This is a genomic window from Enterococcus sp. DIV1090 (assembly GCF_050537975.1).
GTDB lineage: Bacteria > Bacillota > Bacilli > Lactobacillales > Enterococcaceae > Enterococcus > Enterococcus faecalis.
This window is the reverse complement of the sequence record NZ_CP172917.1, coordinates 2,509,359-2,530,719: the sequence shown is the minus strand read 5'-3', so window position 1 is coordinate 2,530,719 and position 21,361 is coordinate 2,509,359. Positions and strand designations below refer to the sequence as shown.

At 39.2% G+C, this 21,361-nt stretch carries 19 protein-coding genes; all 19 read left to right on the top strand.

The genetic code is table 11. The features are described from left to right. The first annotated feature begins 99 nt into the window (after window positions 1-99). Window positions 100-1,266 carry an efflux RND transporter periplasmic adaptor subunit gene (locus tag IGL48_RS12355; RefSeq protein WP_002361088.1) on the top strand — a complete coding sequence of 389 codons (1,167 nt, stop codon included), beginning with the start codon at window positions 100-102 and terminating at the stop codon, window positions 1,264-1,266. Continuing rightward, the gene (locus tag IGL48_RS12350; RefSeq protein WP_002365285.1) at window positions 1,259-1,933 is read left to right on the top strand and encodes an ABC transporter ATP-binding protein; all 675 of its coding nucleotides are present in this window, start codon (window positions 1,259-1,261) and stop codon (window positions 1,931-1,933) included. The genes IGL48_RS12355 and IGL48_RS12350 overlap by 8 nt, the downstream gene beginning before the upstream one ends. Continuing rightward, window positions 1,930-3,138 (top strand): ABC transporter permease, encoded by a 1,209-nt coding sequence (locus IGL48_RS12345; protein WP_002359134.1) that lies wholly within the window; start codon window positions 1,930-1,932, stop codon window positions 3,136-3,138. The genes IGL48_RS12350 and IGL48_RS12345 overlap by 4 nt, the downstream gene beginning before the upstream one ends. A gap of 380 nt (window positions 3,139-3,518) precedes the next feature. Beyond that, window positions 3,519-4,184: a helix-turn-helix domain-containing protein gene (locus IGL48_RS12340; RefSeq protein WP_002359135.1), complete on the top strand. Its 666-nt coding sequence runs from the start codon at window positions 3,519-3,521 to the stop codon at window positions 4,182-4,184. 96 nt (window positions 4,185-4,280) lie between these two features. Beyond that, window positions 4,281-5,729, top strand: a complete 1,449-nt coding sequence (locus IGL48_RS12335; protein ID WP_048949428.1) for an amidase — start codon at window positions 4,281-4,283, stop codon at window positions 5,727-5,729. 65 nt (window positions 5,730-5,794) lie between these two features. Then, on the top strand, window positions 5,795-6,322 hold the full coding sequence (locus tag IGL48_RS12330; RefSeq protein ID WP_002359138.1) for a histidine phosphatase family protein: 528 nt from the start codon (window positions 5,795-5,797) through the stop codon (window positions 6,320-6,322). Window positions 6,323-6,443: 121 nt separating this feature from the next. Further along, the gene (locus IGL48_RS12325; RefSeq protein WP_048949427.1) at window positions 6,444-9,257 is read left to right on the top strand and encodes a sigma 54-interacting transcriptional regulator; all 2,814 of its coding nucleotides are present in this window, start codon (window positions 6,444-6,446) and stop codon (window positions 9,255-9,257) included. Between the two features lie 71 nt (window positions 9,258-9,328). Next, window positions 9,329-9,730, top strand: coding sequence for a PTS sugar transporter subunit IIA (locus IGL48_RS12320; protein WP_002365282.1), 402 nt, complete (start codon window positions 9,329-9,331; stop codon window positions 9,728-9,730). Window positions 9,731-9,749: 19 nt separating this feature from the next. Next, window positions 9,750-10,244 carry a PTS system mannose/fructose/N-acetylgalactosamine-transporter subunit IIB gene (locus tag IGL48_RS12315; RefSeq protein WP_002355078.1) on the top strand — a complete coding sequence of 165 codons (495 nt, stop codon included), beginning with the start codon at window positions 9,750-9,752 and terminating at the stop codon, window positions 10,242-10,244. 23 nt (window positions 10,245-10,267) lie between these two features. Then, on the top strand, window positions 10,268-11,017 hold the full coding sequence (locus IGL48_RS12310) for a PTS mannose/fructose/sorbose/N-acetylgalactosamine transporter subunit IIC (RefSeq protein ID WP_048949426.1): 750 nt from the start codon (window positions 10,268-10,270) through the stop codon (window positions 11,015-11,017). Next, a complete protein-coding gene (locus IGL48_RS12305) occupies window positions 11,017-11,868 on the top strand; it encodes a PTS system mannose/fructose/sorbose family transporter subunit IID (protein ID WP_002359140.1) in 852 nt (283 codons plus the stop codon). The genes IGL48_RS12310 and IGL48_RS12305 overlap by 1 nt, the downstream gene beginning before the upstream one ends. Window positions 11,869-11,879: 11 nt before the next feature. After that, complete coding sequence (locus tag IGL48_RS12300; RefSeq protein ID WP_086318184.1) at window positions 11,880-12,983, top strand: DgaE family pyridoxal phosphate-dependent ammonia lyase; 1,104 nt, start codon at window positions 11,880-11,882, stop codon at window positions 12,981-12,983. A 3-nt stretch (window positions 12,984-12,986) separates the two neighbouring features. Next, the gene (dagF, locus tag IGL48_RS12295; RefSeq protein ID WP_002361094.1) at window positions 12,987-13,730 is read left to right on the top strand and encodes a 2-dehydro-3-deoxy-phosphogluconate aldolase; all 744 of its coding nucleotides are present in this window, start codon (window positions 12,987-12,989) and stop codon (window positions 13,728-13,730) included. Window positions 13,731-14,076: 346 nt separating this feature from the next. After that, complete coding sequence (locus tag IGL48_RS12290) at window positions 14,077-15,990, top strand: endonuclease MutS2 (protein WP_410200063.1); 1,914 nt, start codon at window positions 14,077-14,079, stop codon at window positions 15,988-15,990. Window positions 15,991-16,077: 87 nt separating this feature from the next. Further along, complete coding sequence (locus IGL48_RS12285; protein ID WP_002381148.1) at window positions 16,078-17,523, top strand: alkaline phosphatase; 1,446 nt, start codon at window positions 16,078-16,080, stop codon at window positions 17,521-17,523. 111 nt (window positions 17,524-17,634) lie between these two features. Beyond that, window positions 17,635-18,606: a dimethylarginine dimethylaminohydrolase family protein gene (locus IGL48_RS12280; protein WP_048949583.1), complete on the top strand. Its 972-nt coding sequence runs from the start codon at window positions 17,635-17,637 to the stop codon at window positions 18,604-18,606. Between the two features lie 425 nt (window positions 18,607-19,031). Next, window positions 19,032-19,721, top strand: coding sequence for a WxL domain-containing protein (locus IGL48_RS12275; RefSeq protein WP_002368346.1), 690 nt, complete (start codon window positions 19,032-19,034; stop codon window positions 19,719-19,721). 87 nt (window positions 19,722-19,808) lie between these two features. Further along, window positions 19,809-20,942, top strand: coding sequence for a DUF916 and DUF3324 domain-containing protein (locus IGL48_RS12270; protein ID WP_002397621.1), 1,134 nt, complete (start codon window positions 19,809-19,811; stop codon window positions 20,940-20,942). Then, on the top strand, window positions 20,923-21,324 hold the full coding sequence (locus tag IGL48_RS12265; RefSeq protein WP_048949584.1) for an LPXTG cell wall anchor domain-containing protein: 402 nt from the start codon (window positions 20,923-20,925) through the stop codon (window positions 21,322-21,324). Before IGL48_RS12270 ends, IGL48_RS12265 begins: the two co-directional genes overlap by 20 nt. The last annotated feature ends 37 nt before the right edge of the window (window positions 21,325-21,361 follow it).

Below are 21,361 nucleotides of genomic sequence, written 5' to 3'. Positions count from 1 at the left end.
AAGAGGAATGATAGGAAGATGAAGGGACCAGTTTTTTTATTCATTATATACTAAATAAAATGACAAACTCGTCAACAGAAATCAAGGAGGAACAAATAAATGAAAAAGTCAGGCCAGAAGAAGCGAAATAAAAAAGTGTGGTTCGGTATTGGTGCCGCAGTGGTCGTCGTCGGATTTATCGGAGCAAAAACAGTTTTTTCTTCAAAAGAAGTTGAACCTGAATACACAACGTATACCATTACAGAAATGGCCTCATTAAAATTAGATGGTCAAGTGAGTTTTCTAGATACTCGGGATATTTTCTTTGATCCTTCTTTAGGAAAAATTGCCGAAATAAATGTTGAAAATGGTAAAGAAGTCAAGAAAGATAGTCCATTGTTAACGTACAATAACTCAGACATCCAAGCCACAGAAACAGAACAAGCGAATGCCGTTAATCGAAACAATCTTCAAGTCCAACAAGCACAAGAGAACGTTAACTTAGCCACTCAAAAATACAATGAAGCCTTAAACAAAGTTGCTGCAGCCAAGCAAAAATTAAACACCGCAAAAGAGGCTGAAGAGAAAGAAACACTAAATGCGGAAATTCAGCAATTGAATGAAGCCGTTAGTGCTGCGAATAGTGAAGTCGCCCAAGCTAACCAAGCCCTTCAATTAGCCAACAGTGATGCCGTCGGAGCAGCAAACACGCTTGAACAAACACGTGGCAAAGTCAACACAGTCGTTACAGCACCAATTGATGGCCAAGTCACTGTCGATGCTAGTGCCATGAGTAGTACCGACAAACCAGTCATTAAAATTGCAACACAAAAGAAAAATATTCAAGGAAAAGTAACCGAGTATGATTACGATAAATTACAGACAGGGGAAGAAGTAACAGTGACGACCGTTGGTTCAGGCAAATCAGCGCCAGGCAAAATTGTTTCCATTGCGCAAACCCCAATAGCTAAAAATGAAGGCAATCCAGTAGTGAGTTATCAATTTACAGTAGAAGGTGATTTTCCTTGGGCAGAAGGCTTGTCTACTAGCATCGCTGTACCGCAAAAACAAATGATTATACCGACAGCAGCAATCCAAAAAGAAGGCGAAAAAGAATTTGTCTATGTTTACAAAGCGGGCAAAGCGAAAAAAACACCGATTGAAACAGAAACAAATTTAGGTCGTAAAGTTGTCAAAAGTGGCTTGAACTGGAAAGACCAAGTGATTGCCAATCCCAATAAAGAATTAAAAGATAATCAAGATGTTCAGGTAGCTGCCAATGATTAAGCTAGCCCATATTCATAAATATTATTATTCCGAAGAAGAAACACTGCATGTGTTAGATGATATTAACCTCCAAGTAGACGCTGGAGAATTTTTAGCGATTATGGGTCCTTCTGGTTCTGGGAAATCGACTTTGATTAATTTGCTAGGCTTTATTGATAAAAAGTTTGAAGGAACGTATTTATTTGAAGACCGTGAAATTGGCGACTTTTCTGATAAGGAACTATCCCGAATTAGAAATGAAGCAGTCGGCTTTGTCTTTCAGAATTTTAGTTTAATTGAAACACTAACAGTTGAAGAAAACATTGAATTACCTCTTTTATATAGTGGGTTAACCCCAAAAGAAGCCAAAGATCGTGTCCACGAAGTTCTGACAAAAGTCGGCTTGCCAGATAAAGGCAAGAAGCATCCAAAACAACTTTCGGGCGGACAACAACAACGTGTTGCCATTGCGCGTGCGATTGTCAATCGGCCAAGTTTTATTATTGCAGATGAACCAACTGGGGCTTTAGATAGTAAAACATCGGAAGAAATTTTAACGCTCTTTCAGCAATTAAACAATGAAGGTGTCACCATTATTTTAGTGACACATGATGAAGAAACAATTGAATACTGCAATCGTTTGATTAAAGTTCGTGATGGAAAGATTTTAGAGGAGGTGCTGACATGAAACGTTCAATTATTTGGAAAACCGCCTTCCGTTCCATTTTGAAAAATAAGCGACGCAGCTTGTTAACGATGCTAGGGATTGTCATCGGGATCGCTTCGGTGATTACCATCGTGGCTATCGGTAACGGCTTTAAAGAAGACATGGTCGATAAATTATCCGCTGAAAAACAAAAAGAAAATGTGAAAAAGATTTCTTTTTCGGCCTACAACACTTCGGATATGTTTAGTGACCAAGCGATGTTTACCGACAATGATTTAGGGGTCGTGCGCATGGTTCCTGGCGTAGAAAAAATTGATTTTGATCAAAGAGAAGTTGATGGCGCCCAAAAAGGTACACTGAATTTTCAAGCAGGACCGAAAAATCTTTCTGTAACCTATGAACTTGCCGACAAAACCACCAAAGAATTGTTGGCGGGACGCCAACTGAATGATGGAGACAATGCAAAACTGGATAAAACAGTGGTGGTGGATGAACTGGTTGCCAAAGAACTCTACCAAGACCCAACTGCAGCAGTTAATCGAACTTTTCCATATAAAGAGCAACTTTTTACCATTGTTGGCGTGACAACCAATACCAGCGGTGCCATTGGTCCAGGTAATGATGACTCATTGCTTTATTTTCCCAAAAAGACCTATGAACATTATTTCGGCAAGCTAAAAGATACATCTACGTTGAAGCTAACAGTAGCACCTGGCTATCAACCAGATCAAGTATTGAAAGAAACAATAAAAACTCTCTCTCAACAAGGAACCATGAAAAACAGCGGGACATATCAAGAATATAATGTTAAAGATACCATCAAGGAAATGGGCTCTTTATTAAATAATTTAACCTTGTTTATTTCCGCAATTGCGGCTATTTCACTGGTAATTGCTGGGGTCGGCGTTATGAATATGATGTACATTTCGGTCTCAGAACGGATTAAGGAAATTGGTATCCGACGTGCATTGGGCGGGACAGCCAGTGATATTAAAAAGCAATTCTTAACAGAAGGGATTGCCTTGACCTTAATCGGCGGAATTACTGGTTATCTTTTAGGAATGATTATTGCCTACTTAGCATCAATGGCACTACCGTTTTCTGTTCGACCAGATTTAATGACCGTTTCATTAGCCATTGGGATTTCTGTCTTTATCGGGGTTGTATTTAGCTATTTCCCTGCCTCGGCAGCTTCGAAAAAAGACTTAATCGATATTATGAAATAAATATAAATAGCAAAGAAACAGCCATTTTTGGCTGTTTTTTTTAGTGAAAGTAGAAAAAAATCCAAAGATTTCAAGAGAAAGTAGCTAACAAACGTCAAAAGGTTGATATTAGCTACCAACCTTTTGACGTTTGTCAGCTAAATAAAAAAGAAAAAAATTGAAAAAATAGCACGTTGAGGATTAAATAACAAATATTTTTTAAATAAGACTATTAGAAAGCCTTTATAAATCAGGGATTATAGGAATGACTGTTAATGACTGATTTGCTTGTAAATTTCTAAATTTTAATTCGAAAAATTTCCAGTATACTAAATATATCAAAACAAAACACGAAAATTGAGAAAATTTTGAACTAAAAAAGAATTAAGGAGGAATCAAGAATGAAAATAATGGTCATCACAAAAAATATTTTATCAGAAACTGCTTTTCAAAACCGCTTACAGCATTTAGATCACCAAGTTTTTTGTACGACGTGTCTGATTGGTGAAATTAAGGAAAGTCATTTGTTTTATCGAAAATTTGATGCCATCATTCTCAGCGAAACGATTCCTCGCAAAGAACAATATTTATATCTAAAGGAATTAGCCAGAGTTAAAACGCCGTTGTTTCTTCGCTCGGAAGACATTCCTACCTCGGAAGAATTGAGCATTAGCTATCAATATGGCATTCTCAATTGGTTACGATTGGATGCGACTTTGGATACGTTAAGAGAAAATCTCCTTTTGGCAGAATTAAATAAACCCATCCAACGAGAAGATGAAAAGTTAGATGTAGAGGGGATAAAGCTAACAGCCGCAGAACGTGCACTACTGGCTGTCTTGTATAGTACGCCAAAAGAACACTTACCAATGGAGCGCCTTTGTAAATTAATATATGACACAGAAGAAACAGCCAATAATCGAAAAAAAATGACCAAACAGCTGACAAAATTAAATAAAAAAATTCAAGTAGGGGGCTTTAAAAAACAAGGTATCCAAAATACACGGTATAAAGGCTACAAACTGCATCCGCAGTTGCTTCCTTACATTGGCGAATTATTTACTTAAAATAGAGAAGCACTTGACGAATGAAAATCACCATCACAGGATGACCCCTAAAAACCATGCTATACTAATAAGGAATAGTATAGGAGGTGGGTCTGTATGAAAGACGGACTATATTGGGTACAACAATTAAAAGAACAGAAAGTAAGTCACACAGAACTCTTAAAGGATATTGAGAAAAAAGTCCAAAAGTTAAATCCAAAGATCAATGGCTTTGTAACCTTTGATAGCCAAGAAGCAGAAGAAACTTATCAAAAAAATAAACAGCAGGACACACTATTTGCTGGTTTGCCATTTCCATTGAAAATGTTAGGCCAAGAAAAAGCGGGGTGGTCAGCAACGGCCGGTTCGCAACTTTTTAAAAATAGTACTGCAACAACTACCTCTAACTTTGTCAAACAAGCAGAAACGATTGGTTTGATGCCATTAGGACAAACCAACGCCCCAGAGTTTGGCTTTAAAAATATTACGGATCCTGCGCTTTACGGGCCAGCCCGCAATCCTTGGAACCTGGAACATTCGCCAGGCGGTTCCAGTGGCGGCGCTGCCGCAGTTGTCGCTAGCGGGATTGTTCCTATAGCCGGCGCTAGCGATGGCGGTGGCTCCATCCGAATTCCCGCCTCTTTTAGTGGCTTAATTGGCTTAAAACCTAGCCGTGGCTCCATGCCTGTCGGCCCAGAAGGCTGGCGAGGCTGGCAAGGTGCCTCGATTGACTTTGCGTTGACTATTTCTATGAGAGACACCAAAGCGTTATTTTATGGCCTACGTGGTAGCCACAGTGGCGCCCCCTACCAAGCGCCCTTGGCAGAATGGCAAACACACCCTAAAAAACAACGGCTAAAAATTGCTCTGTGTACCGCTTCGCCTATCGGCTCACTGATTTCGCCAGAAGCAACACAAGCGGCGAAACAAGCGGCTGATTTTCTGGCAGCCGCTGGCCATGAAATCATTGAGATTCCTTATCCAGTCGATGGTGCAGCGCTGATTCGCTCCTATTATCAAATGAACGGCGCAGAAACTACAGCGATGATGAACAGCATTCAACAGGGGCTCGGGCGCCCAATTCGCAAAGAAGAAATCGAACCTTTTTCATGGACCATGCATCAATTTGGCCAAAAGATTCCAGCAGCCACCTATGTTCATTCATTACAGTTGTGGGATCAAGCAGCAGTAACGATGGAAGAACTTTTTCAAAAATTTGATCTGTTTTTATCACCAACAACGGCTTTTTCAGCACCAAAAATTAACGAAGATTTGCAAAGTGAGCACATTCGTCAACGAATGGCGCAAGCAGCAGAATTAACAGAAGCAGAGTTAGCTGAATTAATCTATGATTATTTTGATAAAAGTTTACAGCTAACACCATATACTCAACTAGCGAACTTGACAGGACAACCAGCCATCAGCTTGCCCACACATGTTACGGCAACGGGGTTACCCTTAGGTATTCAATTGCTGGCTGCTCGTGGACGTGAAGATCTCTTATTCCAAGTAGGCGAACAGTTTGAGCAAGAAGGCAAATTTAAATTACCAGAAAGTTACCGCTAAATAGGGTGTTATTGTGACCAAATTTCAGATAAAATAGACACAAGACAAAAAACTGAGGTGGAAAAATGCTGTACGTAGTGAGACATGGTGAAACAGATTATAATGTGGCCCGTAGAATTTGTGGTCATGCGGAAGCGCAATTGACCGAAAAAGGCTATCAACAAGCGGAATTGGTAGCTGAAAAAATTGCCAAACAAGGAATTCAAATCGACCGTTTACTGGCGTCGCCTTTAAAACGGGCGCAAGAAACAGCACGTAAAATTGCGGAACGAAATCAATTGACGATTGAAACAGAACCTCGTTTAATTGAGATGAATTTTGGTATTTATGATGGTGAACCGATTGAAACAACGGCTTTCCAAGAAAATCGTTCTGAGATTTCCTTGCCGTTTCCAGAAGGGGAATCAGTCCTAGATGTCGCGGGTCGAATTTATCCCCTGATTGAGGAAGCCTTGGCTTCAGAGGAAACTTACCTATTTGTTTGCCACAATGCGGTCATGCGAGTCATTGATAACTACTTCAATGGTAAAAAAATCCAAGATTTCTTGGACTTTCATTGTGAAAATACACAACTTGTACAATACGGAGAATAAAAATCAAGTCTTTAATCTTTTGGTTAAAGACTTGATTTTTTTCATGGTAAATAAGAAACCGCTTCCGTTTTAATGTATAATAAATTAACTTTTGGATCAAAAAAGAAATGGGGAAAAGACTATGAGAATTGATAATATTCATCAAGCGTTAAAACAGTTTCACGTACAAAATCCAAGTAGCAAAGCAACCTTGTTGCCCGCAACGGCTTCGCAATTAAGTCAGGCCTCTGGCTATACCCGAACCGCTGTTAGTGAAGAGCTTTCAGAATTAGTGAGAAAAGACCAAGTCGTTAAAGTTAAATCTAGACCAGTGTTATTTTTTGATAAAGACTACTTAGAGGAACAGTTTCCTTTTTTTAAAAGTAGCACGTGCTACGATTCCCTCGCTTCGCTGCAAGAGGACATTTATCAACAGACAGAACAGATACATAAGAAAAAGCAGCTACTGAAAATGAATCCATTTGCGAACGTAATTGGTTTTGATGGGAGCTTAGCAGACGCCATCAAGAAGTTGAAAGCCGCTATTTTATATCCGCCTAATGGCTTGAATATTTTACTTACTGGAGAATCTGGGGTTGGGAAAACCTTAATTGCAGAACAATTACACCAATTTTATCAAGTTAAAATGAACCAAGAAGTTCCGTTTATTTATTTTAATTGTGCAGAATATTTCAACAATCCAGAATTATTAACTTCGCATCTGTTTGGCTATAAAAAAGGCAGTTTTACTGGTGCCGTCAATGACCAAAAAGGCTTAGTGGAGTTGGCAGATGTCGGTTTTTTATTTTTAGATGAAGTCCATCGATTAACGAGCGAAGGCCAAGAAAAATTGTTTACAGTTTTGGATAAAGGGTATTTTACACGGATGGGCGAAGCCGAAAAACAAAGAAATGTATCGATAAAATTTATTTTTGCAACAACCGAAGCAGTCAATCAACATTTTTTGAAAACGTTTTTAAGAAGGATCCCTGTGACATTAGCCATTCCAGCTTTAGCCGAGCGCTCTATGAAAGAAAAAATTCAATTGATTTTGTCCTTTTTCTTAGAAGAAAGTCAACGGATTCAAAAGAATATCCATATTCGTTATGAGGCGTTGAAACAATTAACGTTTACTCATTTTGAAGCCAACGTTGGCGAATTGAAAGCGGCGATTCAATTTATGAGCGCACAAGCCTATTTAGAGGTGTTCGATCAATTAACGGAAACTATTTGCATTGAAGCAAACGAGGGAACAGTCAAAGAGCAACCTGATGTAGAAAGTCTGCTGGCTTTTAATGAGTGGATACCTAACGATGGCCTCACGATTCAATACAACCATTTTTATTTAAGCAGTCAAGAGTTACTTAAATCAGAAAGTCTGAAAAATGATCGTTTTTATAATTTTCTATTGAAAGAATATGCGGATTTGAAAAAATTAACTCTTTCGACAGAGGATGCGCTAGCAATCATGCAAAACAAAGTCGAGCAACTTTATGATATGGATATTTTTGCTCAAGAACCGCTAGCCATAGAGGCCATTGACGAAACATTGCAGCCAAAAATTCAAGAAGCCATTGTCTTTTTTGAACAATTAATCCAAGAAAAATTGACAGAGGATTTCCAGAATATTTTAATTGTCCACCTTTATTCTGCTGTTTTTTATTCTGCACAAATGAATGAAACATTTTATTCAGATACCAAAAATATCTATTCTGGCAAAGTAACCCAGTATCAAGCTGCTAAGACCATGGTGGACTTTCTACAAACATTGTTCGGGATTTCTTTTGCTGATACGGAAATCCTCTTTTTTGATCTATTTATTCGTAAAGTCACAGCTAAAAAAAGAGCGCACTCAGTTGAAGAAAACTGTGGCGTTATCGTCGTTGCACATGGTGCGGCGACGGCCAGCAGTATGGTTGAGTACACCAACCTTCTGTTTTCAACAACTGTCATGCGTGCAGTTGATATGCCGATTAATCAATCAGTGGAAGAAACATTAGAAAAAGTCCGTGCAATTGTAAAGCAAAATCAGTATAAAAAAATTATTTTAATGGTGGACATCGGTTCCCTGGTTTACTTTGGTAATGCTATCAGTCAAACGTTTCAAATGGAAGTGCTGCTAATTAGCAATATCAATCTCTTAACATTGCTAGAAGTGGCCCGAGAAGTCATTTATGAATCGACGGCGTTTGAGTATCTATTACCAGTCTTAAAAGAAAAAAATCATCGCGCCTTGATTTGCAGTAAAGGTCGCTTCAACGAGGCAAAAGTTCTCATTATTTCCTGTCTAACTGGCATGGGGACTGCTATTAAAATTGAACAGTTGTTACTAAAAACTTTTCCTAATGAATTACTAACGAATGTACGCATCATTACTTTAGAGAAAAGAGAAGTGGAAGACATTGATCGTTTGCATTCTTTTGTTCGAAAAGAAGAGAAAATCGTTGGTATCATTGGCACCGTAAAGACAGAAGTGCCAGATATTCCGTTTATTTCTTTACAAGATTTACTATCGAAGCGGGGCATTCAGCTAGTTTTCGAATTATTAGGCCATCATTTAGAAGAAAAACAAAACCAAGAGTTACTAAAAAAAGTTTCAGCTAAATATATTCAAGGATTATCAATCGAAGCTATTACAGACTTACTAACGGTTTTGAATCCTACAACCATTTCAATCGAATTAGCTAAGATTTATTCAGACATTTGCTTGCAAACTAAAATAAAAAGTGACGAAAAGGTTTTACTTCGTTTTATCATTCATTGTGCTTGTATGTTAGAACGGCAATTGTTGAATCCAGAATATGACCCGACAGCTTATGAAGTGTCATATCGAGAGTTGCCAGAAGCTGTATCTGTCATAAAAATGGCGTTTCGACCGCTTGAAGTGTCCTATAATTTGTTGATTCCACCTTTGGAAGTGCGCTATATTTATGAATTGCTCTTTGAAAAGGCTTAATTCAAACGGAAATGAAAGTTGGCACACTTATTGCTTTTAATAAAATGATTAATTAGCAAAGGAGTTTGTTTATGGAAAATGAACCTATTTTACTTTTAACACACAATGGTTGGGGCTTGGAATTAGTCAAAAGCGTCCAGATGATCGTTGGAGAAGTCACAAATGTACATGAAGTAGCATTACAAGCAGAGGATTCACTGGGGGATTATTTAGAACGAGTCACAGAAAAAATTGACCAATTAACGTGGCACAACCAGTTGCTAATTTTAACAGATGTTAAAGGCGGCACACCTAGTAATGTTGCATTGCGTTTATCAAAAGATTATGACCTCCTGATTGTGTCCGGATTATGTACATCGTTATTATTAGAATCCGTCATGAAACAAAGTGGTCCTGGATTTCGTTTACAAGATGCAGAAATGATTCAACAAGCAGCAGTAGACAGTTGTCAAATTTTAGAAATTCCAAAATAAGAAAGTACAGGTGAACAGAATGTCAAAAATCGTATTAACAAGAGTCGATAGCCGTTTAATCCATGGACAAGTAGTGACTAAATGGTTACAACAATCAGGTGCAAATGAAATTTTGGTAGTGAGTGATGAACTAGAGCAAGATGAATTTTTACAAAGTATTTATTTAATGGCGGCGCCTCCAGGGGTTTCTGTAGTAATTAAAGGGATTGAAAGTGCCAAAGAATATTGGGAATCGCAAGAAAAGGAAGAGAAAAAGGTGTTATTTTTAGTGCCAGATTTAACGACCTTAAAAGCGATGGTGGACCAAGAAATTATTAAAGAGGAGATTCAAGTTGGTGGCTTAGGTGGCGGACCAAATCGGAAAAATGTTTTAAAAAATATCAATTTATCTGAAGAAGATGTTGCAATTTTGACTGAACTTTTAACGAAGGGCATCCATGTTTTCTTCCAAGCGATTCCCGAAGAAAATCCCCTACCAATTCAAAAATTAATTGAAAAATATCAATCACTATAATCAGAGAAAAAGGAGAGAATCATATGGGCGTTTTAGGTGTTTCAATTATTATGGGACTTTATTATTGGTTTGCACGTTTGCGTTTTGGGTACACATTTTCAGGCATGCTGTCTCAGCCATTAGGTGCAGCGTTGGTGGCTGGTTTAGTAACAGGAAAACTTAGTGAAGCAATGGTTGTGGGTGCGGGGATTCAACTTGTTTATCTCGGAGTCACCTCCACACCGGGCGGCAATGTGCCTAGTGATCCGGCTTTAGCTTCAGCAATCGCGATTCCGATTGCTTTAGGTGTGGGAATGAATGCCGAGGCGGCTGTTGCACTAGCTGTTCCTTTTGGTGTGTTAGGCGTCTTTATGGATCAATTACGGCGCACCATCAATGCGACGTGGGTGCATATGGCTGATAAATATGCGGAAGAGTTAAATTATGGGGGGATTTACCGAGCTGCGTTTGTTTATCCAGCTTTAGCGGGATTTTTAATTCGCTTTCCGTTGGTTTTTGCGGCGAACTTTTTTGGTCAATCTGTGGTGAATAAAGTCTTAGAAGTTATCCCAGCATGGTTGATGCACGGCTTTGAAGTAATGGGTGGTATTTTACCAGCGTTAGGCTTCGCCTTAACAATTATGGTAATTGGCAAGAAAAATTTGATTCCTTATTTTTTAATTGGTTTTGTTGCAGTAGTATATTTTGGCGCAGAAGTTATGGCCGTCGCTATTTTAGGAATCTGTATTGCCTTTTTAGTTAGAAACAAGGCATTGAGTGAGGAGGCAGCATAATGGAACAAATGACACAAGCAAATGAACAACAATTGGAACAGAAAAAAATTACTAAAAAAGAATTATCCAAAGCCTTTTGGATTTATCAACTAGGCTGTGAATTATCAAATTCTTATGAACGTCTTCAAAGTTTAGTTTTTTGTGCATCGATGATTCCTGCAATTAAAAAACTTTACGCAGACGATGAAGAACAACAAAGAGAAGCTCTGAAACGTCATTTGAATTTTTTTAATACTGAAGGAACAGTAGGGGCTTCAATTCAAGGGATTGCAATTGCTATGGAGGAAGAAAAATCCAATGGCGCAGCGATCTCTGATACGGCGATCACATCGATTAAAACTGGACTGATGGGTCCGCTGGCTGGGATTGGCGATTCGATTATTTGGGCAGCATTAATGCCGTTAATCATTTCCATTTTTATTCCAATGGCTAAAGGAGGTAACGTGATTGGAAGTATCGGTCCGTTGGTTCTGTACACAGCCATTACGTTATACATCAGTTGGACGTTAGTAAATAAGTCCTATACATTAGGGCGTAATTCAATCTTAAGTTTGTTAAAAGACGGTAAAATTAAACAAGTCATTTATTCAGCAAATGTTTTAGGAATGATGATGATGGGCGCTTTAAGTGCGAGTTATGTTAAAATTGCTAGCCCGATGACGTTTAAAGTTACTGGCGGTGCCACAATTGTTTTACAAGATATCCTAGATCAAATTATGAAAGGGTTACTTCCTTTAGCAGCAGTCATGGCTATTTATTTCTTCATGGTAAAAAAAGGCCCACGTTACGGTATCATTATCGGCACGATTGTCTTAGTTAGTTTGGTCACTTCATTCTTTGGTTTGTTATAAAGGAGAAAATAATGAATAGTTACGAAAAATTCCACTTAAAAGAAGTCATCAACGCTTCTGGGAAAATGACCATTCTAGGTGTCTCCAAAGTTTCGGAGGCAGTCCTAGCAGCGCAACGATTCGGCGGCGAACATTTCTTTGAAATGAGTGAACTTAGTGTGCAAACAGGGGCCTTTTTAGCCAACTTGTTGAAGGTAGAAGATGCCCAAATCGTTTCCTCGGCTTCGGCGGGGATTGCCCAAGCGGTGGCTGCCCTGATTGGAAAAGGCAGCTTGTACCACGCGTATCATCCCTATACAGAAAAAATTGAACAGCGAGAGATTGTTTTGCCTAAAGGGCACAACGTGGACTACGGCACGCCTGTAGAAGTCATGGTAGCGCAAGGCGGCGGCCAAGTAGTGGAAGCTGGCTACGCCAACATGTGCAGTCCAGAACACGTGGAAATGATGATTTCCGAAAAAACAGCGGCCATTCTATACATCAAAAGCCACCATACCGTGCAAAAAAGTATGCTGACGGTGGCCGAAGCGGCCAAAGTGGCGCAACGCCACAAGGTGCCGCTAATTGTTGACGCGGCAGCAGAAGAAGATCTTTTCAAATACACTGAAGCAGGCGCTGATTTGGTGATTTACAGCGGCGCCAAAGCCATCGAAGGGCCAAGTGCCGGTTTAGTGGTCGGGAAAAAAGAATACATTGACTGGGTGCGCCTACAAGGCAAAGGCATTGGTCGAGCAATGAAAATTGGCAAAGACAATATCCTGGGCTTTACCCAAGCAGTGGAAGAATATTTGGCGCATGGCAGTGAATCAGGGGCTTCGATGCAAGAGCGCTTAAAACCGTTTGTTGAAGCCATCAACAACCTGTCAGATTTAACCGCTAAAATCGTCCAAGATGGCGCCGGACGAGACATTTATCGCGCCAGTGTCAAAGTGGACGGCAGAAAAACCGCTAAGGAAGTCATCCAAGCGTTAAAAGCAGAAAGTCCAGCCATTTATACGCGTGAATATCAAGCCAACAATGGCATCATTGAATTTGACATTCGTTCTGTCAATCAAGAAGAAATGAACAAAATCGTGCAACGATTACAAGAAATTATGGAGACAAAGGAGAAATAAGCCATGTCATTAAAACCTAATTATTTAGAAGAACGCATTTGTTTAAACGTCTTAGCCAATTCAGTAGAAAATGCCCAAGCCTGTTATGAAGCAGCAGAAGGGCATGTTGTGTTAGGCGTTCTTTCAAAAAACTATGAAACCGATGAAGCAGCCATTGACGATATGAAAAAATACCAAGCAGCAACCAACAACGCTTTATCTGTCGGCTTAGGGGCTGGCGATCCTAATCAAAGTCAAATGGTGGCTCGCTTATCAGAAGTTCTACAACCGCAACACGTGAACCAAGTCTTCACAGGTGTCGGCGCTTCGCGGGCCTTACTTCGTCAAGACGAAACAGTAATTAATGGCTTGGTTTCACCCACAGGCAAAGTTGGCTATGTCAACATTGCGACAGGTCCGTTAAGCTCGGGTGCGCCAGCGGCGGAAGTGCCTATCGAAACCGCCATCAAATTGTTGAAAGACATGGGGGGCAGTTCCATTAAATATTTCCCGATGAAAGGCTTGGCTCACAAAGAAGAATACCAAGCAGTAGCAGCAGCTTGTGCCAAGTATGACTTTTATTTAGAGCCAACAGGGGGCATTGATTTAGAAAACTTTGAAGAAATTGTTCAAATTGCGGTGGATGCCGGCGTTAAAAAAATCATTCCTCATGTTTACAGCTCAATTATCGATCAAGAAACAGGGGACACTAGAACAGAAGACGTGAAAACGTTACTAACCATGATGAAAAACACATTGAATAAGTAAAGGGCCAATCTTTAGTTGACTTTTTCCACCAGATTTGCTACTCTCAAGTGGAGAATAAATAAAAACCAACAAATGAATGTGGGGTATTTTGGTGAGTGTCGTAGGTATCTAATTGATAAGTTGAATAACCAGTGAACCAAGCAAGGTTTATTTGGTGTGCTTAGAAAGTGATACCTGTCAGTCATCTCATTTACTAAATACCTCCTTTAAAAGAGGTTTCTTTAGTAACCTTTATCCAATGATAAAGAGGACAGCGGTAGAACGCTGTCCTCTTTTTTCTGTAGAAACTGGTTTTTATTTAAAGGCGCCAGGTATTCTTTTCGTGATAGAAAGGAAGAAAAAACAAATGAATCATGAAACCATTCAAAAATTACAATTTACAACAATTCTTAAAGAAGTTCAAACACGTGCGATTGGCGAGTATAGTAAAGAACGGTTGGCGAAAATGGTCCCTGCAACACGTTTAGAAACAGTGCAGTCCCGCTTAACGGAAACAACCGAGGCCCGCTTAATTATTGATAGCGGACAACACGTCCCTTTCATGGGCTTGAGCCAAATTACCCGCTTGCTTCAACAAGTGAAAAAAGGCTTAATCCTTACACCAAACGAATTGATTGAGGTCGCTGACTTTTTAAGAAGTAGTCAGCGAATCCAGAAGTTTTTTGAAAAAAATCAATACCAAACACCACGCCTATTTAGTTACAGTCAGCACTTAGCTGATTTCAGAGCAATTGAAGAACAAATTTATACGAAAATCCATAATCAAAAAGTTGCCACCGATGCTTCTCGACAACTTCGGAAAATCCGGCGTCAAATCAATGAATGCCAACAAGAAATTGAAACAAAAGTCACCAAATTTTTACGCAATAAAAATAATCAACTGTATATTCAAGAAAATATGATGGTGAAAAAAGGGGAACATTACACGGTACCAATCAAAGCTAGCTATAAAAATAAGGTTTCAGGCACAATCATTGAGCAATCCAATAAAGGACAAACGGTCTTTATTGAACCTGTAGCAATTAGTAAATTAAATGAACAATTGACACTCTTAAAAGCGGAAGAAACAGCGGAAGAATATCAAATTTTGGCAGAACTAACTGGGTTAATTAATGAGCAAGAACGACTTGTCGATCAAGCCGTCGATACAATGACCACCTTAGATATTATTTTTGCACGAGGAAAGTATAGTCGCGAAATTGGTGGGATTACGCCAAAAGTAAACAAAGAAGAACGCTTGCGCATTGTCCAAGGAAAACACCCTCTTTTATTAGAACACGCAGTACCATTGACGTTTTCTTTAGGAGCAGAGTATCGAGGACTTGTCATTACAGGTGCCAATGCTGGTGGTAAAACGGTTGTCTTGAAAACAGTTGGCTTATTGACTGTCATGACACAATTTGGGTTGCAAATTCCAGCACAAGCGGGCACAGAGATTCCAGTATTAGATGAAATTTTTGTCGATATTGGTGATCAGCAAAATCTGGAAAATGCGTTAAGCACTTTTTCTGGGCACATGAAAAATATTGCGGAAATGTTGCGTAATGTTAAGCGACACACGCTTGTTTTATTAGATGAAATTGGCAGTGGCACCGAGCCGAACGAAGGAGCTGGCTTAGCGATTGCTATCATGGAAACGATGTATCAAAAGGGGGCCTTGGTAGTTGCAACGACCCATTATGGTGAAATTAAACGTTTTGCCCAAGAGCATGACGATTTTGTGCCCGCCGCAATGGCCTTCGATCGTGAAACATTAACGCCCAAATATCAATTGAAAATTGGTGAAGTTGGCGATAGTCAGGCGCTTTGGATTGCACGTAAAATGAAGATGGAGCCACAGCTCATTGAAAAGGCGGCTCATTATATTCAGCGGAAAGAATACCCTACTAATCGAAGTCTATTTAAACCCCTGAAAGCAAAAGAAACGACCTTTACCACGTTTGTAGAAGAAACAGACCGTTATCAAAAAGGTGATCGTGTCCTATTGACAGAAACACAACAAATTGGGTTGGTTTTTACAGATGAGGGTGAACAAGAAATCCAAGTATTTGTGAATGATAAAATTGAAAATGTACCACGAAGACGGTTGAAATTACAAGCGAAAGCACAAGATCTATATCCGCAAGACTATGATTTAGAAAGTTTATTTACAGATTTCCATGAACGAAAGAAACTCAAAGATATTGAACGCGGCTCAAAAAAAGCGCAGAAACAATTACGCAAAGAAGCCGAAAAAAGAGCAGCAAGACGCGACAAATAAGGAACTTAACAGAAGCAATACAACAACTTAACACTTTGTTTACTTGTTATTTATCAGAAATCAACTAAGACTTGTTATAGTCAATGTATGGGTAGATATGAAGGAGGAAACAAGGAAATGAAGAAAAGAGCTTTGCTAGGGGTTACCTTATTAACATTCACAACATTAGCGGGTTGTACAAATTTATCTGAACAAAAAAGCGGCGAAAAACAAACAGAGGTTGCTGAAGCGAAGGCAACTGAATCCGAAAAAGCACCAGTAAAAAATGTTATTTTTATGATTGGAGATGGCATGGGGAATCCGTATACAACGGGCTATCGCTATTTCAAAGCCAATCACTCAGACAAGCGTGTTCCCCAAACAGCTTTTGATACCTATTTAGTTGGGCAACAAGCCACTTATCCAGAAGATGAAGAAGAGAATGTCACCGATTCAGCGTCCGCAGCGACAGCGATGGCTGCTGGAGTGAAAACCTACAATAATGCTATTGCGCTCGATAATGACAAGTCCAAAACAGAAACAGTGCTGGAACGTGCGAAAAAAGTGGGGAAATCAACGGGGCTTGTAGCAACATCTGAAATAACACATGCAACCCCTGCTGCATATGGCGCACATAATGTTTCACGCAAAAATATGGCAGAAATCGCCGATGACTATTTTGATGATCAAATCGACGGACAACACAAAGTCGATGTGTTACTTGGCGGCGGCTCCGAATTATTTGCCCGGAAAGATCGTGATTTAGTCAAAGAATTTTCCCAAGCGGGTTATGGTCATGTCACAGACAAAAAGTCGTTAAATGAGAACCAAGACGACAAAATTTTAGGCTTGTTTGCACCAGGCGGGCTACCTAAAATGATTGACCGAACGGAAGAAGTCCCTTCATTAGCTGATATGACAGAAGCGGCTCTTCAACGATTAGATAAAAATGAAAAAGGTTTCTTTTTAATGGTTGAAGGTAGTCAAATCGATTGGGCCGGGCATAGCAATGATATTGTTGGCGCGATGAGCGAAATGCAAGACTTCGAAGCGGCGTTTGAAAAGGCCATCGATTTTGCCAAAAAAGATGGTGAAACATTGGTGGTTACAACTGCAGATCATTCAACAGGGGGCTTGTCTTTAGGCAAAGGAGATCAATACAACTGGTTGACGGAGCCTTTACATGCGGCAAAACGCACGCCTGATTTTATGGCAGAAGAAATTATTAAAAATGGTAATGTGGAAAAAACAGTGACTGAGTATATTGATTTTCAATTAAGTGAGGCTGAATTGAAAGCAGTGAAAACAGCGGCGGAGTCAAAAGATGTTGAAAAAATCGCTCAGGCATTAAGAAAGATTTTTGATGAACGTTCGAATACTGGTTGGACTACTGGCGGACACACAGGAGAAGATGTAAATGTCTATGCTTATGGCCCACAAGCAGAAGCTTTTTCAGGACAAATTGATAATACAGACCAAGCGAAGATTATTTTTGGCTTAGTAGATGGCACCGGGCAAAAAGCTGAGATTAAAGATAAAGGTATTGGCAAATAACAAAATGAAGAAAAAGCAGAACGTATAGAAGTTCTGCTTTTTCTTCATTGAAGGCATAAAAATTTTATCTCTGTTATAATGAAGGTAACCAGATAAAAGTGAGGTCAAATAATGAAAAAAATGCATGTTGAAAGTGAATTTGCACCGTTACGTTCAGTTGTTTTAGCACAATCGCAATTTTGTTTACCAGATAAATTTGATGAAGCGGATACGACTTTTTTAACAGAGGAAAATGCCCGTTTAACACAGAATAATGAAGGGCGTGATTTAGCAGACTTTGCACCAGAACAACAAGTGCGTTGGGAAAAAGAAAAAGAAGTCATGCAAGGAGTATTAGAATCTTATGGCGTAGAAGTATTTCGTCCACGTTTATTGACAACCTATGAAAAAGAACATGGCGAGGAATTGGGCGTAGGATATAGTAACTTCTTTTCACGAGACCCTTTTTTTACAATTGGAAATCTCTTAATAGAAGGAAACTTAAGATTTCAACACCGTCGACAAGAAATTTTACCAATTCGTCCGATTATTCAGCAGTGGACACAAGAAGCAGAAGGCTATTATTTTGCTGCGCCACAACCTGACATTTCTGAAGGGGCTCTAAGTGAAGCAGGTCCCTTTATTGAAGGCGGCGATGTTTTAGTTCTAGGAACAACAATTTTTGTGGGCTACTCTGGCTTGGCAAGTAACTTAGCAGGAATTCAGTGGTTAGCCAATATGATTGGTCATTTTGGTTATGAAGTGGTGCCGGTTCGGTTACATCCGCATATTCTCCACTTAGATTGTGCGTTAAGCTTGTTGAGAGAAGGCCTGATGATTGTTTGTGAAGAGGCCTTTTTGGATGGACTTCCTGCGCAATTAGCCAACTGGGAAAAAATTCACGTTACTTTGCAAGAAGCAGCGTATTTAGTGACAAATGGTCTGCCGCTTAACGAAGAAACGTATATAACAGACCAATCGTTTACAACCTTAATTCCTCAAATAGAAGTAAAAGGTATCAAAGTTGAGGCAATTGATTACCATGTTTCTAGAATGTTAGGTGGTTCTTTCCGTTGTACAACGCAAGCGTTGATTAGAGAATAGTCAGCGAGTGATTATCAATTTTCGTAAGAAAAAATGTACGTTTTGTCTATGAAAACGATATAATTTTAGTTTTCACTATTTTTTTTAAAAATATTGAGGAAATTTTGATTTAATAAATGCGAGAAAACGTCAAAATGTTAGTGTTTGTTACTAATGTTTTGACGTTTTCTCGCTGTTTTTTTATAAAATTACCACTTTATATATGAAAAAAAACAATATCTTTTTTGAAAATTACGTTTTCAAAGGCACAAAAAGTCGTTGGAACCTTGCTGTTATAGTAAATTCATTTTTTTTGCATGAGGTGTTTAAAATTTGAAATCACAAGCAGTCTTTTTTTCGCTATACTTAGTTTACGTTCTACTGAGATAGAAAAGTTTTTCACTTTTTTATTCATTAATTAACCAAGATATAAAGGAGAGAGTAAAATGAAGAAAAAAACATTGGTAACTTTATTTGCAGGAACGGCAATTTTAGGGGCAAGCATCGCTCCTGCAGCAGCGCATGCAACAACGACTGGTACAACACCAGCAAACGTAGAGATGACAAGTGGTTCATTACCAGGCGGTACGGGTGATGGAGATGACGGAAGCACACAAGAGCCAGGACCAGGTACGAATACTAACTTTGATTTGTTATATGTTCCAACAGAATTCAAATTTGCTTCGACAGAAGTTAGTTCTGATTTATCAGCGATTTCGTTAGATGCGACAGGTACCCAAACAAAACGTTATGGTGTCGGGGATGTTCGTGGAACACAAGCGGGTTGGTCAGTTACTGCAGGCGTTGCTGAAATGAAAAACGGTACTGCTACGTTAGAAGGTTCAATTACCTTTGCACAAACAGGAGCGGTAGCGAAATATGATGAAACAACAACAAAATACTCACGTGATGTGGCTGCCTTTGCAGCAGATCCAGGAAGTCCTGAATTTGCTGGAACAACTATTCCAGTAGGTGGAGCAGCTGTATCAATTGCTACAGCAGCAGTTGGTAAAGGTCAAGGTACATGGGATTCTGAATTATCAAATGTAAAATTAAACATTACAACACCTAGTTCACAAATTACAAATGGTGCGTATACAGGTAACGTAACTTGGACATTAGTGGCTGCGCCATAAACAGTTACTAACGAGAATACTGCATTACTAGAAAAGGAGCTGCGCAGTGGTGCACGGCTCCTTTTCGATACATAGGAGGAACAAATAATGAAGACAATGCGCTGGCTAATCGTCACAGTTTTTATTTGTGTGATGGCATTAAGCATCCCTTCTGCTGTACAAGCAGAAGAAGCGGATGACAACATGAATACAAAATTTACAGTTAAACCCAATATTCCTGAGAATCAAGCGAAAAATACGCAATCCTACTACGATCTCATTGTAAAACCAGGACAGAAACAAGAAGTCGAATTATCATTAATTAATAAAACAGATGAAGAATTGACGATTGATTTAAATTTGGCGAATGCTGTGACGAATGACAATGGTTTAATTGTGTACAATGATTTCGAGAAAAAACCAGATTCAAGTTTAAAAGTACCCTTGACAACATTAATTAAATTACCTGAGGAACATGTAAAAGTTCCCGCTAAGAAAACCGTAACAGCCAAAATGACTGTCGAAATTCCAGCGAATGGTTTCCAAGGATTAGTTTTGGGTGGTGTTTATGCTTCGCTTGCAGAAGATGAAAAGGAAGAAAAAGGAAAATCAACGGGTTTAACCAGTCGATATGGATTTAATGTAGCAATTGCTTTACGAATGTCAGAAGATACACCGATGTATCTAGCAGAGACTCTTCAATTAGTTAAATTAGTTCCGACCATTGCTTTAGGAAATAAATCGGTCCAAGCGGTTATTCAGAATCCGACATCCGCTATTTTTCCTGAAGTACGTTTAGAAGGAAAAGTAACGAAAAAAGGCGAAACGAAAGAATATGCCAAACGGATTTTACCAAGTGTTCGTTTTGCGCCAAATTCGACGATGAACTTCCATTTAGATTTCGGGAAAGAAGATGTTCGTCCAGGAACCTATATTTTTGAAGGAAAAGCGGTCTTGAAAGAAGATGAACAACAAGTGTGGCCGTTTAAGCAAGAATTTACCATCAGTAGTCAAGAAGCGAAAAAATTAAATAAAGAAGCAGTAGTGAAATTGGTCCTACCGACTTGGTGGAATCAAGCTTTTTATGGCTTGTTAGCTGCAACAATTGTGAGTCTAATTCTAGCTATTTGGCGTTTTACGCAACAGAAAGCAACACTGAAACAACAAGCCTATTTACAACAAGAAAAACAGGCAGCCTTGAAAAATAGACAAGGAGTGCGCGATGATGACAGCGAAAAGTAAAGGATCACTTCTGGTGACATTGGGAATACTTTTAACCGTCAGCATTGCGATTCTGACCGCTTCTTCTGAGAGCTTTGCAGAAGAAGCGGGACAAACGAATATCGGTGTGACGTTTTATGGAGGGAAGGCACCCCTAAAAACGAAAGTTGGCACTAAGTCAACAGAACAACCAGTCACTAATAAAGATAAAAAAATGTCACAACAACAAGACAAAGTGAGCAGAAAAACCACTGCTAAAACGAATCCGACTAATGCACAGACGTCATTACCAAGGACAGGTGAACGAAATAGCACGTGGCTTTACAGCCTTGGTATTGCATGTTTACTCGTAGTACTAACAAGTTTCTATTATTTGAATAAAAAAAGGAAAAAGAAAAAATAATGTGCTGTTTTTATAAACAGAGTCAATTGTAGAAGGA